The following is a 15,993-nucleotide window of genomic DNA, read 5'->3' on the forward strand; positions in this document are numbered from 1 at the left end:
GTAGTTTAGGCAAGGTTTCCATCCTTCAATTCCGATACCATGAGTCAAGAACCAGAAAACCACACCGCCTCCAACGGCCACGCGGCCAACGGCAACGGTACGGGTACGGCCGTAACCGGGGCTGGCACCTCTGAGGACACGCGCACCGCTGCTGGCGAAAACGCCCAGACGCTCACCACTCGCCAGGGCCACCCCCTGACCAACAACCAGAACACTCGTACCGTGGGAAACCGCGGGCCGGCTACGCTGGAGAACTATCAGTTCATTGAGAAAATCAGCCACTTCGACCGGGAGCGGGTTCCTGAGCGCGTGGTGCACGCCCGCGGCGCCGGTGCCCACGGTGTATTTGAGGCCTACGGCAAAGTGGGCGATGAACCCATTGAGAAGTACACCCGCGCCAAGCTGTTTAACACCGCTGGCAAGCAAACTCCCGTGTTTGTGCGCTTCAGCACCGTAGGCCACGGTGGCCACTCGCCCGAAACCCTGCGCGACCCACGCGGCTTTGCAGTAAAGTTCTACACCGAAGACGGCAACTGGGACCTCGTGGGCAACAACCTGAAGGTGTTCTTCATTCGGGACGCCATGAAGTTCCCGGACCTGATTCACTCGCAGAAGCCTGACCCAGTGCATAACCGCCAGACTGGTGAGCGGATTTTCGACTTTATCTCGAATACGCCGGAGGCCATGCACATGGTGTCGTTCCTATTCTCACCCTGGGGCATTCCAGCCAACTACCGCCAGATGCAGGGCTCAGGCGTGAATACCTACAAGTGGGTAAACGCTCAGGGCGAAGCCGTGCTGGTGAAATACCACTGGGAGCCGCTGCAGGGTATCAAGAACCTGACAGCGCAAGAAGCCGAGGCAATTCAGGCCAAAAACTTCAACCACGCCACCCAGGACCTGTACGAGCACATCGAGAAGGGCGACTTCCCGCAGTGGGAGCTGCGCGTGCAGATCATGTCCGACGATGAGCACCCCGAGCTGGACTTCGACCCGCTGGATGATACCAAAATCTGGCCCGAAGATCAGTTCCCGCACCTGCCCGTGGGCAAGATGACGTTGAACAAGAACCCCGAGAACTACTTCGCTGAGGTAGAGCAGTCGGCGTTTGGTACGGGTGTATTGGTAGACGGCCTCGACTTCTCCGACGACAAGATGCTGCAGGGCCGCACGTTCTCGTACTCCGATACCCAGCGCTACCGGGTGGGCACCAACTACTTGCAACTGCCCATCAACGCGCCCAAAAAGCACGTGGCCACCAACCAACGCGACGGTCAGATGGCCTACCACGTTGACTCGGCTCCTGGTCAGAATAACCACATCAACTACGAGCCTAGCTCTCTCAACGGTCTGAAGGAAGCACCCCGCACTGCTCCCGACCACATGCCGCAGTACACGGGCCGCTTGGTGCGCCAGACCATCGACCGCGAAAACAACTTCAAGCAGGCCGGTGAGCGGTACCGTCTGCACGAAGATTGGGAGCGTGACGACCTCATCAACAACATGGTGGGCGCCCTTGCCGATGCCAACCACAAGGTGAGCGACAAGATGGTGGAGCTGTGCACCAACTGCGACCCTGATTGGGGCCGCCGTTTGGAAGAAGGCCTGAAGGCAGCCCGCGCCGGCAAGACGGCCCAGGGCGGCAATCAGTACAACGAAAGCAAAGGCTCTGATGCCGTAGCCGAAGCCGAGGCTATTGCTCACGACGCCAAGCCCTACTAGTTCTTTCCGAATTAGCGCATAAAAAAGGCTCCTACCACGGTAGGAGCCTTTTTTATGCGCTATACTTAAATGACCTCACGGAGTAACAGGTGCTGCAACGCCTGCGCTATCTGGTTGCTCAGAGCTAGGGGAAGGTTCCACAGTATCTGTGTCTACTGAATCAGAGGTTGTGGTTGTGGCCTCAGAAGAAGAATTGGGAGTGGTTTCTGTTGCCGCAGACCGTTCCTCCGAGTTCAATTGAATAGTGTCGGGCAAAATATCCTCGATTGTAGGCGGGGTAGCTTCCGACTCGTCCGTTTCGGCTTCGGGTTGGTATTGTGGGCGGGTAGCAGTACGGGCAGGGGCTTGATCTTGCTCCCGCAACAACTTCTTTGAGGAGCGCACAATGGCCCAGCCCCCCAAAGCCACACAAACCAGGACGGCCAATACCAAAGCCACGCGCGGCAGGCGGAGGTTGGTTGCTTGCAGGCGCCGCAGGCCGTGCAGGGCAGGCGCAGACTGGGATTTGGCCGGAGGTGCAACCAGTGGCTTCGACCGAGAGCTAGAAGTTGGCTGTGGTCTGGCGGCCGATTTATTAGTAACCGCCGCCGCTGGAACTGGCCTAGCGGTGGGGGCAGGAGGCGGTGGGGCAGGTGGCCGCTGCATCTGCTCAATCAACTGGCCTAGCTGCTGAATACGGGCATCCAGTTCCCGGTTGCGAGCATCTGCTTCTGCCCGCGCGGCCTGGATGGCTTCTTCCAATGCCGCCTTCTCCTGGCTTTCCTGCTGAAGCCGGGCTCGTAGCTCAGCGGCTTCGGCGGCAGCGGAAGGTGCCTGCGCTAGTTGGGCCCGCAATTGGGCAATGCTCTGCTCCCGCTCGGCCTCCCGGGCCTCCATGGCCTGGCGCTGGGCAGTAAGCTCGGTGTGCACTTGCTGGCTAAGCTGCTCTAGCCGTTGCATCTCCTGTTGCCCGGCGGCCACAGCCTCGGCCGGGGCACCATATGGTGCATCTTCCGGAACATCAACGGCCCCCAGCCAATACCAGAGCTGGCGGGCTTTCTGCTCCCAATAACCTATTTCTGGCGCCTCTTCGGGCGCAGTGCTTCCCGCTGCGGCGCTGGCCGTCAGGTCGTGGGCCCAAGTCAGCAACTCATCAGCCGTGAAATTGAGCTCGGGGTGGCCTAGCTGCCGCAGGCGCCGGGGCAGTTGAGCGGCCGCGCCGAGGAGCTGAAAGTTTTCGGCGCCGGGTTGTCGGCGCAGGTAGGCCTCCACGCCCGGCCCAAACTGCACGGGGTTGGCGAAGAGCACAATGCCCGTTATGTACTCAGGTAAAATAGCAGTTGAGGGCAGCTGGTCCGTCAGCCAAGTAGCTACTGCTTCCTGCTGGTGTAAAAACTGCTCAAAGGGATTAGCGGCATGTTCGTCGCCGTGCAGAGTGTAGGCGCCGAGCTGCCAGGCAGCATCGGGCTGCGTAGAAATATCTAGTAGGCCACCTTCGGGCACAAACAGCAGCACCGTGATACTGCGCGGGCGTACAATCAGGGCATCCACCACCTCACCTTCTACTTCAAAGTTGCCGAGCAGCAGCGCCGTGTTAGGGGTAGTGTCGGCTAGCAGAGCGGTGCGCACGGCCTCGTATTGGGCCTGGCGGGCCGCATCAGCAAAGGGAGCATACAGGAGGCTGTGCAGCATACGTGAGAAAGTGTAAACGTAACAGGCACCGCATGGGCCGCCCGCCGAGGGGTTCTAATGAAGCACTATGGTGAAAGAGCAATAGTGCATTGAGCAAGCACGCGGTGGAAAGCGTGTGCATAACGCGACTGTTTCTGGCTGCATTATACGACACGATAGTGCTTGATGAAGGAAGTAGCACAGTATAGGCCTAGATGAGCGATAAGGGCAATGTCAACTACAGGCACTCTCCCAACCGTCGGGCAACGCAAGAACAACTTCTAGGCCACTCAGACACAACCACTACTACTGCCAAAACGGCCGCGTTCCAGATTCGGCGCGAAGTGTGCCGTACACGGAATTATGGCTCGTTCTGATTCTTTTTTCTCTACCATATCTGCTAAAAAGCCGCGCCCTGATGGTAAGCCGGCTCTTTCGGTGCAGGAGCGGTTTTCGGCTCTAAAAAATCTACCTGAATTCCTGCGGCTGGTTTGGCAGACCAGCCCGGCCCTAACCCTCGGCAACATTGGCCTTCGCCTGTTGCGGGCCGCGTTGCCGGTGGTTATGCTCTACGTAGGCCAGTTGATTCTCGACACGGTGGTGCAGCTGAGTCGGCAGCCCGTCGCTGAGCGGGCGTTGGCTCCGGTTATGGGGCTCGTAGCTCTAGAGTTTGGCTTGGCTATTCTGTCGGATGCCCTGGGCCGTGGCGTGGCGTTGTTAGACTCATTGCTGGGCGACTTGTTTGCCAACCAAACCTCCGTGCGCCTCATGGAGCACGCCGCCGAGCTAGACCTGGACCAGTTCGAAGACAGTGTTTTTTATGATAAGCTGGAGCGTGCCCGGCGGCAGACCCTCTCCCGTACCGTGCTCATGGCCCAGGTGCTTAGCCAAGCCCAGGATTTCATCACCATGGGGTTCCTGGCCGTGGGTCTCACCGCTTTCAACCCCTGGCTGTTGCTGTTGCTGCTGGTAGCAGTGGTGCCGGCGTTCCTGGGCGAGTCTCACTTCAATGAGCGCAGCTACTCCCTGGTACACGGCTGGACGCCCGAGCGACGTGAGCTGGACTATTTGCGCCAAACCGGGGCCTCCGACGAAACTGCCAAAGAGGTCAAGATATTCGGACTCTCGGGCTTCCTGATTGATCGGTTCCGGACGCTGTCGGATGAGTTTTACCAGAAGAACAAAGACCTAGTGATTCGGCGAGCGGGCTGGGGAACGTTCTTTGCGGCCGTGGGGGCCGGGGGCTACTACGCAGCTTACGTGTACATCATTAGCCAGGCCGTGTACGGGCGCGTAAGCATTGGCCAACTGACGTTTCTGGCCGGCTCGTTTGGCCGTATGCGAGGATTGTTGGAAGGTATTTTGAGTCGGTTTAGCTCAGTAGCCGAAGGGGCTTTGTACTTGCAGGACTTTTTTGACTTCTTCCACCTGCAACCCCGCATTCGGCGCGACGAAACGCAGCCGGTGCGTCCGTTCCCGCACCCCATCCGGCAGGGGTTCACATTTGAGAATGTGGGCTTCAAGTACCGCAACGCCGAGAAATGGGCTCTGCGCAACCTCAACTTCACCCTGCAGGCTGGCGAGAAGCTGGCTTTAGTGGGAGAGAACGGGGCTGGTAAAACAACCCTGGTGAAACTGCTCTCCCGCCTCTATGACCCTACTGAGGGCCGTATTCTGCTTGATGGCTACGACTTGCGTGAGTACGACCCCGCCGAGCTGCGCCAGGAAATCGGTGTTATATTCCAAGACTTCGTGCGCTTTCAGTTGCCAGCCGGCCAAAACCTAGCGGTGGGGCGCATTGAACAGAAAGACAATCAGCCCCGCATTGAGCAGGCAGCCGCCCAGAGCCTTGCCGACTCAGTTATTGCCAAGCTGCCTCAGGGCTACGACCAGATGATTGGCCGGCGCTTCAACGGCGGTGTTGACCTGAGTGGGGGAGAATGGCAGAAGATTGCCCTAGGTCGGGCGTACATGCGCGAAGCTCAGCTATTGATTCTGGATGAACCCACCGCAGCTCTCGATGCTCGCGCCGAGTACGAGGTTTTCCAACGTTTCAATGACCTGACCCAAGGCAAAACTGCCGTACTCATTTCGCACCGCTTTAGCACGGTGCGGATGGCCAACCGAATTCTAGTTATTGAGAATGGGCAGTTCGTAGAAATTGGTAGTCATGAAGAGCTGCTGCATAAGGGAGGCCGCTACGCAGAGCTATTTCAATTGCAAGCCGCTGGCTACCGTTAATTTACTTCTCCATAAAGAGAACAGGCCTAGCACCTCATGCTAGGCCTGTTCTCTTTATGGAGATAAGAAGCGAAGCCTACTATCAGTCAAAATAAACTAAAACTTGTAAGTACTTACATAAATGCTTTTATTTGTGTCATGAAATTCTTCGAAGAAGTAGGCACTGCAGCTTTAGGAAGTAGGCTGCGCCGTTTGAATGACATGATGACCAGTCAGGCGACGGAGGTGTATGCGCTGTACCACGTGCCGTTTGAGCCTCGGTGGTTCCCGGTGTTCTATACCGTGGCCTCTAATGCCGGCCGCCACATCGGCGACATTGCTGAGAGCATTGGGCAGACTCACGCGGCGGTAAGCCAGGTGGTAAAAGACCTCGCCAAGCACGAATTAGTAGTGGTACAACGCGCCGAGGCAGACCAGCGCCGCAGTGAAGTGTCGCTAACCGAAAAGGGGGCTGACCTGTGGCACGCCCTGCAGCAGCAAACCGCCGATGTTAGTCAGGCTATGGAAGAGCTACTGGCCGAAACACGGCATAATCTGTGGCTGGCACTAGGGGAAATGGAGTATGCCTTGTCGCGCCAGAGCTTAGCTAGCCGGGTAAAGGCCATTCGGGATGCGCGCGTGGCGGCACAGGTCCGGCTCCTAGATTATCAGCCGCAATATCAGGCTTATTTTAAACGGCTGAACGTGGAATGGATTGAGCGATATTTCCGGGTGGAAGAGGCCGATCTGAAAGCCCTCGACCATCCCGAGGAATACATTCTGCAGCGCGGTGGGCACATTTTGCTGGCCGAGTACCAGGGGGAAATTGTGGGCACCTGCGCCTTGTTGCGCATGGAAGATGAAACGTTTGAGTTAGCAAAAATGGCGGTTTCGCCCACGGCGCAGGGGCTAGGGATTGGGTTCCGGTTGGGGGAGGCCGCTATTGCCAAGGCGCAAGAGTTGGGGGCGCGCCGCCTCTACCTAGAAAGCAATACTAAGCTGACGCCAGCGCTGCAACTGTACCACAAGCTAGGCTTCCGCAAAACCGTGGCCGGACAACCCTCGCCCTATGAGCGCTGCAACATCCAGATGGAGCGCCTCCTGACAACCTAACGTAGCGGACTTTGGCGGTGCTGGGCGTCCAGCATACAGGCCTAGCGCTTTACCAACCCCTTTACATTTTCGCTCATGCCCGTATCCTTCCGTTTGCTGCCCGACTTGCCGCCCGCTGGCCCGGACTGGGACAACCTGCTTGCGCTGCTGGCTACTATTTTCTCTACTTCCGAAGAACAGCAGGCTGCGGAGCTGCGCTACCAACAGGCACGTGGCCCCGTGCAAGTATGGCTGGCCGAAACCGAGGAACGGCTGGTTGGCTGTAAAGTAGGCTATGAGCGCAAACCAGGGCATTACTACAGTTGGCTGGGTGGGGTTGCCACGGCCTTCCGGGGGCAAGGTATTGCGGCTGAGCTAATGCGCGAGCAGCACGCCTGGTGCCAGCAGCACGGATACCAACGCATCCGTACCCAAACCTATAATCAGTGGCGCGCCATGCTGCTGCTGAACCTGCGAATGGGCTTCGATATAGTAGGCACTATGCAGGGGGCGTACGGTTTGGTTATTGTGCTTGAAAAGGAGTTGAACAGCGACGAAACGGCTGAGGCACAAAGTTATGCTATTAAGTAGTAGTTGATAATTGAGGAGGAGCGCTGTATCTTAGGCAAGGTTCCACCCTGTGCTTCTTGTCTATGAAATTGTTTGTACTTCTATTGGTAGGGTTGAGTATGGCCCTATCTGGGTGTCTGATGTCCCGGGAGGCTCGTGTCGAGTCCGATTATAGCTTTTCCGGGCAGTTTCGGCGCTACCGCACCTACGAGTTTGTGAGCGGGGATGGCATTGCCTCCGATACCAGCCGCCTGGGTGAGGCCGTCCGCGACGCCATTCGGACGCGCATGAAGGTGCAAGGCTACCGTCCCGCCAAACGGCGCCCCGATCTTCTAGTCAACTTTCGGCTGTTTGAGGGCACCATGCGTTTCCGCGGGTATCAGCAGCCCGACTTCTCTCGCTGGGTGAAAACCGGCTATGCCGACGATGACGAAACTCCCAGCGACCAGCGCCAGGGCTACAGTCCCGTAAAAATGTTGCTACTAGATGGCACGCTGTTGGTCACCCTAATTGATAATCAAACCAACCGCGCCGTTTGGAATGGCTATGCCTCTGGCGTATCGGTGCCCACCGGTCCCCAGGGCGAGCTTATCCTGCGTCGTTCCGTACGCTCCATTTTCGACCAATACCACGTCTTCACCGAAGGCTACCTACAGGGCAACAACGGGGGAGAATAATTGAGGCAGTAGGGTGGCATAGGCACGCCCGACCTGTCGCTTTGCACCACCTCGCCCTTACGCATTTCGCACCTGAATGAGCTCTGCCGCAATACTGATGGCAATTTCCTCAGGGGTGCGGCTGTGAATGGGTAGGCCAATGGGTGCTGAAATACGGGCTAGCAATTCTTCACTTGCTCCTTCGTGGCGGAGGGTGTTCAGCAACTCGGTAATTTTAGCTTGGCTGCCCAACACACCTAAGTAACGCACGGAGTGGCCTAGCAACTGGCGCAGCACCACCAAATCGGAGCGGTACCCCACTGTCATCAGGAGCACGTACTCGTCTGGGCCTTCGGGTATTTCTGCGGCTATAGCGTCGTAGGCCACCGTGCGCTTGTGGTGGGGGAATGGATTGGCACGTAACGTGGGCAGAGTTGGGCGGTCATCAAGCACGGTCAGCTCGAAATCTAGCGCCGCCAGCACACGGCACAGAGCCAAGCACACGTGCCCCGCCCCAATGATGGTAACCCGCGCGGCAAAGCCTAGGCGCTCCTGGTACTGCCACTGCTCGCCCGGTTGAAAGTCGAACTTCGGGGCACCTTGTGGCGCTGGCAACACTGCTAGGCCAGTAGTTGCTAACTGCAGGAGGGGTCTGGTATTCTCAGTTAAAGCCTTCACGCACGCTTCTACCGCTGGCAAGTCAGATAAAGCAAGCGGAAAAAGCAGTACCCATTGCTCGCCCGAGCAAATCATGCCGGAGCGGTCGGCGGGGGAGTCCTTCCGGTGAATCTGGGGGCGGAAGAGCGGCCTAGTATCGGCTTCCAGTAGGCGGGCGCGGGCTAGCTCCACAAACTTGTGTTCCATCACGCCACCTCCAATGGAGCCGGTTGTGTCGTTGGCTGTTACGCTCATTTTGAAGCCCTGGCGGCCGGGGCTGCTGCCCTCACTCGCCAGCACGCACAGCAGCGCCACCGGCACCCCCGCCCGCAAGTTGGCAGCCGCGTGTTCCCACACAAGCAAATCGCGCGGGGTGGCAGGGGAGGCGTATGGAGGAAGGGGGCTCAACGTGAAGTAAGGGAGAAGTGTAGCACTAGGGCAGTCCGCGCCTCTGGCTTATTGAAAAGAGCAGGTGAGCACGAGCTGAAATCTGTAGCCGGTAGTTACCAGTTGGCGCTGAGGGCGTAGTACACGGCCATTACACCCGAAAATAAGGCACTGATTAAAAAGCGCCGGTCGGCTGGTACCTTATTCTGGATGTAGTAGTTCACCAGTAACGATACGGGTGCATTATACAAGAATGAGCGTGCGGCCATGGGGAGCAAGTCCCAGGTTATCTGGTCAAGCTGGCCCGAGCACAGCCGGATGAATACAAAGTGGCGGGCAATCCAGAGAGGGTTGAAGTAGGCCAGCGCCAGGGAGGCCCGCCGGAGTTTGGCCGTCCAGCCAGGGCGGTGTGGCACCCGGTGGTCAATCCAGCGGAAATACGCCGGTACCTCCCACGAGTAAATGGTGCCCGCAATCAGGGCAATGCCGAGCAGGCGCGACCAGGAAAAGTTGTGTTGAAGCAGGGCCGCGGCCGTGTCGCCGGCGGCGTAAATCAGGGAGCCACGGATGTGGGTACGGTAGTCGAAACGCAAGCGGGTGTGGTAAGTAAAACGTCGGGGTAGAGGCTGAGCAATACCTTTTCGGGGGTGATAGGAGCGGAAAATGGTAGGGTAGCGCCGGGACGGAAGCTGCGAATAGCGTCGCGCACGGCAAAGTAGGCCCCAATGCCGTACATCAGGGGTGGTTCGCCCACGGCCTTGGAGCGCATAATGGCGTTGGGGTGGCCGGGCGTATCCAGGAAATGCACGTCAATAGTTTTGGGCGCCGAGTACAGGTCCGGGATTTTGTAACTGTTCAGGGAATTGCTCAGCAGGCGACCTTCTTCGTTGAACACCAGTTCCTCCAGCGTCATCCAGCCGATGCCCTGCACTAGGCCACCCTCAATCTGTCCCCGGTCGATTTGCGGGTGCAAGCTCTGGCCGAAGTCGTGGGCAATCTGCACCGCATCGAAGGCATACGTGCCGCGCAAACAGTCGACGGTGACGGTGGTAATGGCCGTGCCATAGACGTGGTATGCGAAGGGGTGCCCCTGATTGGTCTGCCCGTCGAAGTGAATGCCGGGCGTAGCGTAGTGGGCGTTTTCGGTGAGACTCACGCGCTGCCAGTACGCCGCCGACACCAGCTTCTCCCAGGTAGTATCGGCGGGCGTGCCGGCGGCTAGCACCTGCTCGCCTTCGATGGTCAGGCCTTCGTATTCCAATTGCAGCTCGGTGGCTGCTAAGCGTAGCAGCCGCTCGCGCAAAGCTAGGCAGGCCAGTTCGGTGGCTTTGCCGTTGAGGTCGGCGGTGGCGCTGGCAGCGGAAGGCGAGGTGTTAGCCACGCGGGTAGTATTGGTGCTTTCCACCTTCACGCGCTCCGGCGAAATACCCAGCGTGCGCGCTGCCACCAGCATGATTTTGGTGTTTACGCCCTGCCCCATTTCCACGGCACCCGTGCTCACGCCCACCGAACCGTCGGTGTATATGTGCACCAGGGCACGAGCCTGGTTCATGGGCGTTTTGGTGAAACTGATGCCGAAGCAAATCGGCATTACCGACAGCCCCTTCTTGAACTGCTGGTTCTGGGCGTTGAAGTCATCTACCTCGGCTCGTAGGCCAGGTAGGTTGTAGCGGCTAGCGGCTGTGTCCCAGGCCTGCTCGGCATGGCAACCCTCGGTGGGCTGACGGTAGGGTAGCACGTCGCCCTCGCGCAGCAGGTTACGCCGTTGCAATTCCGCCACCGGCACGCCCAGTTGCTCCGCCGCACACACCAGCGCCGACTCTATCACGAACATTCCCTGCGGCCCGCCAAAGCCCCGGAAAGCGGTGTTGGGCGGCAGGTTGGTGCGGCAGCTGTAGGCCGTGGCCGTTACGTTGGGGATGAAGTAGCTGTTGGTGGCGTGAAACAGCGTCCGTTCCAGCACGGCTGGCGAAAGGTCGGCTGCGGCACCAGCATTTTGGTAGAACGTGGCTTCGTAGGCCACTAGCTTTAGGTTTTCGTCAAACCCGATTTTAAAATCGGAGGAGTAGGGGTGACGCTTACCGGTCATGCGCAGGTCGGCCATGCGGTCAAGCACCAGCTTCACCGGCTTGCGGGTTATGGAAGCGCCCAGTGCGGCCAAGGCACCCCAAGTAGTGGCCTGGTCTTCTTTGCCCCCGAAACCACCGCCCAAGCGTGTAACGTCTACTTCTACCTGATGCATACCCACACCCAGCACCCGCGCCGTGTGGCGCTGCACCGCGGTAGGGCCCTGGGTTGAAGAAACTACACGCACACCGCCCATTTCGGTGGGAAAGGCATAGGCACCCTGGGTTTCGATGTAGAGGTGCTCCTGCCCGCCCGATTCGGCTACGCCCGCAAACACGTGCGCGCATTGCGCCCAAGCCGTTTGCGTGTCGCCAATCTGAAACGTGCGCGGCGGTACAATCAGCTCGTTCTGCGCGGCCGCCAGCCGCGGGTCGGTAATAATGGGCAGGGGTGAAACCTCTACGCGCACGTGGCCGAGCGCAGCGTGGGCCTGATGCTCGGTTTCAGCTAGTACCAGCGCTACCGGCTGCCCCCTGAAATGCACGTGCCCTTCGGCCAGCAACGGCTCATCAGGCACGATACCGCCAATTTGGTTTTCCCCCGGAATATCCTCGGCAGTAAGAATGCGCACCACGCCGGGCAATTGCAGGGCGGCCTCAAAATCAATGCTAAGCAGCTTGCCATGCGCCACCGGTGACTCTACCACGGCCGCGTACAAGGTGCCCTGTTGCACCGGAATATCATCGAGGTACTGCGATTCGCCGCGCACGTGGCGGGCTGGGTCGAGGTGGTTCATGGCGAGAGTGTAATGCGAATCCTCCGCTGGGCGGATTATAGATAGGGTGGCCTAGAACAGGGTAAATGGCTGCGCAGCTTCATGCTGGCGGGGTGCCTTACTTCCCGGCGCTATTTTCAGAATGGAGAGGAAGAGCCCACCGATTAGGTATGCCTGAACAGCTGGGGCATTGAGCGTCGTCTTACAGCAGGTCAGTTAACTGCAGCTGCGCCGGGAAGAACTGCAGGAAATGCGCCGCCAGTAACTGCCGCAACAGCAGGCGCTTGTACTGCACAGTTCCGCGTACGTCACTGATGGGGCTTATTTCCTCCTGGGCCAGCTCTAGTGCCCCACGTACCGTCTCGGCGCTAATTTCCCGACCTACCAAAAACTCGGCCGTGCGCGGCAGCATCAGCGGCACTGGACCAACTCCCCCCGCCGAAAGCCGAACAGCTTGCACTAGGCCACCCTGCACCCGCAGCCACGCCGCTGAGTTCACGCTGGCAATGTCGAGGTGAGTGCGCTTTGATACCTTCTCAAAGTTGAAGTAATCGGTAATTAAGGGCGCCGGAAAATGAATGGAAAGCACTTGCTCGTCGGCCATTTTTGCCAGTTGCTTGTAGCCTAGGTATAGGTCTTGCAGCGGTAACTCTCGGCGCTGGCCTAGGCCAGGGTCTTCCAGGGTAAGACTAGCACCGAGGGCCAAAAACAGAATAGTTAGGTCTCCGATGGGCGAAGCGTTGATGAAGTTACCCGCCACGGTGCCCATGTTCCGAATAGGGGTACTCGACACCAGCTTCAGGTACTCTGGCAGGTGCGGCAGCATCTCTTGCAGCACCTCAGACTCCAGCAGTTCTTGGGCCGTGGTGGCGGCGCCCAGCACAATTTGGTGGCCTTCGCGGCGAATACCACGGCGCTCGGGCTGCCCGTACAGCAGTTGCACCGGCATCTCGCGCAGCTGCTCGGGGCGCTGCACCAGCAAATCGGTGCCGCCGCCTAGCACTTGGGCACGGGCCGCCGAGGCAGCATCTAGGCCAGTGACGGTAACGGAATGACTGTTCTGAGCCGGCTGTGCGCTTACTGCGGAGGCTTCGGTGGCCGCGCGCAGAGCCGTGAGCTTAGCCGGAATGCCTTGGAAATAGGTAGGCACGAAACCTTGCTCCGCCAGCCAAGCTAAGGGTTGCTCCGTAGGCCGGTTCGTCAGTTGTTGCTGCAGGGCCAGCGTAGCTCGCTCTAGTGACTTATAGCCCGTGCAGCGGCAGATGTTGCCGTCAATGGAGGCCAGAGCCGTTTCTGGAGTGCCAGGCTTTGGGTTGAGCGAGTGACCGGTCAACGACATCACAAAACCTACCGTGCAAAATCCGCACTGTGAGCCGCCCTCCGCCACAATGGCCTGCTGCACCGGCGTGAGCGTGCCCCGCGCCGCATTAATACCCTCCACTGTCACTACATGGCGGCCGTGCGCATTGCCCAGCGGCGTCAGGCACGAGGTCATGGATTGGTAGCTTACGGTTTGCCCATCGGGTTGTAGCTCGCCTACCAGCACTGTGCAGGCCCCACAGTCGCCCTCGCGGCACCCTATTTTCGTGCCCGTCAGGTGGCGGTGGTAGCGCACAAAGTCCAGGAGCGTGCTACCCGCCGGCTGACTGGTGCGGATGAGCTGATCGTTGAGATAGAACTGAAGCATGGGTGGGGCAGGAAAACAAGAGCGGAAGGGAAAGTTACAGCTTTTCGGCCTTTCGGCGTAACAATTAGGTAACATAGGCGCCCAGCCGCCCGTGCCCAATCCCCCCTAGTATCCTTCAGCAGGTGAGGAAGAATCTGAGTTGGCCATGTATAAGATGAACCCAGATTCCTTCGTTCGCTCGGAATGACAGCCTGTATGCCTACTTTCGGCTCGGTTTTCGCCAGCAGCCGGCGCAGTGGCTGTAGGCCTGTTCTCCCTCGATTCGCTCTTATGAAAGCATTTTCTTCTCTTCGCTCGGTTCCGGCCCTAGCTATGGTGGCTGGCCTGTTGGCTACTGCTTCCTGCACGGCGCCCCGCGCCATTGTTAGCACCGGCAAAGTCACGCCCAAGGGTGAGTTCAAGATTGGGGGTAACGTGGCCTTCAATGTGCCCACCGAAACCATTAGCAAGACCGGTTCGGCTCTGATTACCGCCGCTCGCGAAACGGCCAACAAGGACACGGTGCGCTACAACCAAACCATTGAGAAGCTGCAAGTGGCGGCCCTGGCCTACGTGCTCGACCCGGTGCGGCCATCCTCCGATTTGTACCTGCGCTATGGGTTGGCCGAGCGCCTCGATGTGGGCTATAAGTATGCGTTTGGCTCGCACGTGTTCGATGCCATGTACCAGTTCATGGGCCCCACGGGTACGCCCGAAAGCCCCGGCAGCCGCGAAACCGGCGTTACCTACGGCAGCATTGGCCTGCAGTACGCTACCCAGCGTGCCAAGCTGCCCAATGTGCCCTTCCTCGATAACGTGAACGATGTGCTGGGCTTCAAAGCCAGCCGCCACGACCTGATTGTGCCGCTGGTGTTCAGCCAGTCGTTTGGCCCCGAGGAGGAAATTGGAGCTATTTCCTACGGTGTGATGTACGCCCACAGCTTCCTGCGCTACGGGTTTGAGCCACGCAACGTGTATAATGGCCCCGGCAGTGGCTCGGTAGCTGATAAAATTCCGAATCTACCCGTGGCCAAGCAGAACTTCTCCTCTTTTGGGGGCTTCGTCAACGTGAAGCTGGGCTACCGCTACGCCTACGTCATCCCGGCTTTGTCGGTGTACTACCAGAACTACGGTCAGTACCAGCTGCTCAACAACCGCACGGCTTCCCTCAAAGGCATCACGTTCATTCCGAGCATCGGGCTGCAGTTCCGGGTGCCTACTTCGCGCCGGTAGGCCACTAGGCCCCGCGAGTTTTCTTCGGCAGCGTTCCTGGCCGACTATAGTCTAGTTACTAATATGAATATTCTTTACGGCGTGCCGGGCGAAGGCCTAGGCCATGCTACCCGCAGCAAAGTAGTTATTGCCCATTTGCTAGAGCAGGGGCACAATGTGTGCGTAGTGAGCAGCTCGCGGGCTTTTCAGGTGTTGGCGGCCAACTTTCCCGGCCGTGTCCACGAAATTCGGGGGTTTCACCTGGCCTACCGGCAGCTTACTGTCTCGAAGCTGCGCACCGCAGCCCTTACCCTGCGTACAGCCCCGGAAAACCTGGTCGTCAACTTTCGCAAGTACCAGGAGCTGCTCTGCGATTTTGAGCCCGATCTGGTAATTTCCGACTTCGAGTCGTTCAGCTATTTCTTTGCCAAGTGGCGCCGGATTCCGGTTATCAGCATCGACAACATGCAGATCATCAGTCGGGCAAAGCTGGATATTGTGGTGCCACCAGCGGAGCGGGGCAACCTCACCGTAGCCCGCGAGATTGTGCGCGCCAAGCTGCCCCGTAGTCACCACTACCTTATCACCAGCTTTTTTGAGTTGCCGGTTATCAAGGACAACACCACGCTGGTGCCACCCATCATTCGGCCCGAAATTTTGCGTGCTAGGCCTAGCACTGGTCAGCACGTGCTAGTGTACCAGTCGGCCACTACGCAGAAAGATCTGGTGGCGCAGCTTCAGCAGCTGCCAGGGCAAGAGTTTCGGGTGTACGGGTTTAACAAGGAAGAAAGCCACGGCAATGTGCAGCTACGTGCTTTCAGCGAGCAGGGCTTTATTGATGATTTAGCCAGCGCCCAAGCGGTAGTAACTAACGGGGGCTTCTCCCTAATTAGTGAGGCCGTGTACTTGCACAAGCCCGTGTGTGCCGTGCCTATTCCGGCGCAGTTTGAGCAGTTTCTAAATGCCGCGCAAGTAGAAAAGCTGGGTTACGGCCGCCACTTCAGTGCCATCACCCCCGACAATCTGAAGGCCTTTCTCTACGACTTAAGTGGGTTTGAAGCCGCCCTAAGTCAGTATGAGCAGCACGGCAATGAGGTGTTGTTTGCCCGCCTACAGCAAGTGCTGGCCGGCGTGCAGGCCGAGCTGCCTCAGGGCGGAGTGGCCTAGCGCATACTAAACGCTATCGACCAACCACTGGCCCACCCTGCAACGGAGAGCCAGCGGCTGGTTGCGTTCTAGGCCAGGGCAGCAGGGAGTAAAAGCGCTACTTTTCGAGGATGGGCGCCGCTACCTCCCACGAAAGCCGTATTTTGGGCAAC

General features: G+C 58.7%; 12 protein-coding genes. 7 read left to right on the plus strand and 5 right to left on the minus strand.

Translation table 11 applies throughout. The annotated features are described in order from the left end of the window. Positions 1 to 39: 39 nt before the first annotated feature. On the plus strand, positions 40 to 1,722 hold the full coding sequence (locus tag EU556_RS09150) for a catalase (RefSeq protein WP_135433429.1): 1,683 nt from the start codon (positions 40 to 42) through the stop codon (positions 1,720 to 1,722). Positions 1,723 to 1,797: 75 nt separating this feature from the next. On the opposite strand, the gene EU556_RS09155 is transcribed toward EU556_RS09150, so the two are convergent. Further along, positions 1,798 to 3,393: a hypothetical protein gene (locus EU556_RS09155; RefSeq protein WP_135433431.1), complete on the minus strand. Its 1,596-nt coding sequence runs from the start codon at positions 3,391 to 3,393 to the stop codon at positions 1,798 to 1,800. A gap of 342 nt (positions 3,394 to 3,735) precedes the next feature. On the opposite strand from EU556_RS09155, the gene EU556_RS09160 reads away from it, so the two are divergent. The 4 genes from EU556_RS09160 (at position 3,736) to EU556_RS09175 (ending at position 7,931) form a co-directional block, all read left to right on the plus strand. Next, positions 3,736 to 5,613, plus strand: coding sequence for an ABC transporter ATP-binding protein (locus EU556_RS09160; RefSeq protein WP_167855518.1), 1,878 nt, complete (start codon positions 3,736 to 3,738; stop codon positions 5,611 to 5,613). Positions 5,614 to 5,751: 138 nt separating this feature from the next. Beyond that, positions 5,752 to 6,705 (plus strand): bifunctional helix-turn-helix transcriptional regulator/GNAT family N-acetyltransferase, encoded by a 954-nt coding sequence (locus tag EU556_RS09165; RefSeq protein ID WP_135433435.1) that lies wholly within the window; start codon positions 5,752 to 5,754, stop codon positions 6,703 to 6,705. Between the two features lie 75 nt (positions 6,706 to 6,780). Continuing rightward, a complete protein-coding gene (locus EU556_RS09170) occupies positions 6,781 to 7,275 on the plus strand; it encodes a GNAT family N-acetyltransferase (RefSeq protein WP_135433437.1) in 495 nt (164 codons plus the stop codon). 62 nt (positions 7,276 to 7,337) lie between these two features. Then, a complete protein-coding gene (locus tag EU556_RS09175; RefSeq protein WP_135433439.1) occupies positions 7,338 to 7,931 on the plus strand; it encodes a DUF4136 domain-containing protein in 594 nt (197 codons plus the stop codon). 57 nt (positions 7,932 to 7,988) lie between these two features. On the opposite strand, the gene EU556_RS09180 is transcribed toward EU556_RS09175, so the two are convergent. The 4 genes from EU556_RS09180 to EU556_RS09195 form a co-directional block, all read right to left on the minus strand. Next, a complete protein-coding gene (locus tag EU556_RS09180) occupies positions 7,989 to 8,975 on the minus strand; it encodes an XdhC family protein (protein WP_135433441.1) in 987 nt (328 codons plus the stop codon). Positions 8,976 to 9,070: 95 nt separating this feature from the next. After that, positions 9,071 to 9,547, minus strand: a complete 477-nt coding sequence (locus EU556_RS09185) for a hypothetical protein (RefSeq protein WP_245327540.1) — start codon at positions 9,545 to 9,547, stop codon at positions 9,071 to 9,073. Further along, entirely contained in the window at positions 9,508 to 11,817 is a 2,310-nt protein-coding gene (locus EU556_RS09190) for a xanthine dehydrogenase molybdopterin binding subunit (protein WP_135433445.1), read from the minus strand. Before EU556_RS09190 ends, EU556_RS09185 begins: the two co-directional genes overlap by 40 nt. A gap of 181 nt (positions 11,818 to 11,998) precedes the next feature. Continuing rightward, entirely contained in the window at positions 11,999 to 13,483 is a 1,485-nt protein-coding gene (locus EU556_RS09195; RefSeq protein WP_135433447.1) for an FAD binding domain-containing protein, read from the minus strand. A 270-nt stretch (positions 13,484 to 13,753) separates the two neighbouring features. Here EU556_RS09195 and EU556_RS09200 point away from each other — a divergent pair, with 270 nt between their 5' ends. After that, positions 13,754 to 14,695: a hypothetical protein gene (locus EU556_RS09200; protein WP_135433449.1), complete on the plus strand. Its 942-nt coding sequence runs from the start codon at positions 13,754 to 13,756 to the stop codon at positions 14,693 to 14,695. Between the two features lie 63 nt (positions 14,696 to 14,758). Continuing rightward, complete coding sequence (locus tag EU556_RS09205; RefSeq protein WP_135433451.1) at positions 14,759 to 15,841, plus strand: MJ1255/VC2487 family glycosyltransferase; 1,083 nt, start codon at positions 14,759 to 14,761, stop codon at positions 15,839 to 15,841. Positions 15,842 to 15,993 lie beyond the last annotated feature (152 nt).

Origin of the sequence: Hymenobacter fodinae (assembly GCF_004745825.1) — a bacterium.
In the GTDB taxonomy this organism is placed as follows: domain Bacteria; phylum Bacteroidota; class Bacteroidia; order Cytophagales; family Hymenobacteraceae; genus Hymenobacter; species Hymenobacter fodinae.

What these genes read in the sequence shown, in the direction of transcription:
- EU556_RS09205 (WP_135433451.1), top strand. Translation starts at nt 14,759, where the DNA reads ATGAATATTCTTTACGGCGTGCCGGGCGAAGGCCTAGGCCATGCTACC.
- EU556_RS09190 (WP_135433445.1), bottom strand. Translation starts at nt 11,817, where the DNA reads ATGAACCACCTCGACCCAGCCCGCCACGTGCGCGGCGAATCGCAGTAC.
- EU556_RS09195 (WP_135433447.1), bottom strand. Translation starts at nt 13,483, where the DNA reads ATGCTTCAGTTCTATCTCAACGATCAGCTCATCCGCACCAGTCAGCCG.
- EU556_RS09155 (WP_135433431.1), bottom strand. Translation starts at nt 3,393, where the DNA reads ATGCTGCACAGCCTCCTGTATGCTCCCTTTGCTGATGCGGCCCGCCAG.
- EU556_RS09200 (WP_135433449.1), top strand. Translation starts at nt 13,754, where the DNA reads ATGAAAGCATTTTCTTCTCTTCGCTCGGTTCCGGCCCTAGCTATGGTG.
- EU556_RS09170 (WP_135433437.1), top strand. Translation starts at nt 6,781, where the DNA reads ATGCCCGTATCCTTCCGTTTGCTGCCCGACTTGCCGCCCGCTGGCCCG.
- EU556_RS09150 (WP_135433429.1), top strand. Translation starts at nt 40, where the DNA reads ATGAGTCAAGAACCAGAAAACCACACCGCCTCCAACGGCCACGCGGCC.
- EU556_RS09160 (WP_167855518.1), top strand. Translation starts at nt 3,736, where the DNA reads ATGGCTCGTTCTGATTCTTTTTTCTCTACCATATCTGCTAAAAAGCCG.
- EU556_RS09165 (WP_135433435.1), top strand. Translation starts at nt 5,752, where the DNA reads ATGAAATTCTTCGAAGAAGTAGGCACTGCAGCTTTAGGAAGTAGGCTG.
- EU556_RS09175 (WP_135433439.1), top strand. Translation starts at nt 7,338, where the DNA reads ATGAAATTGTTTGTACTTCTATTGGTAGGGTTGAGTATGGCCCTATCT.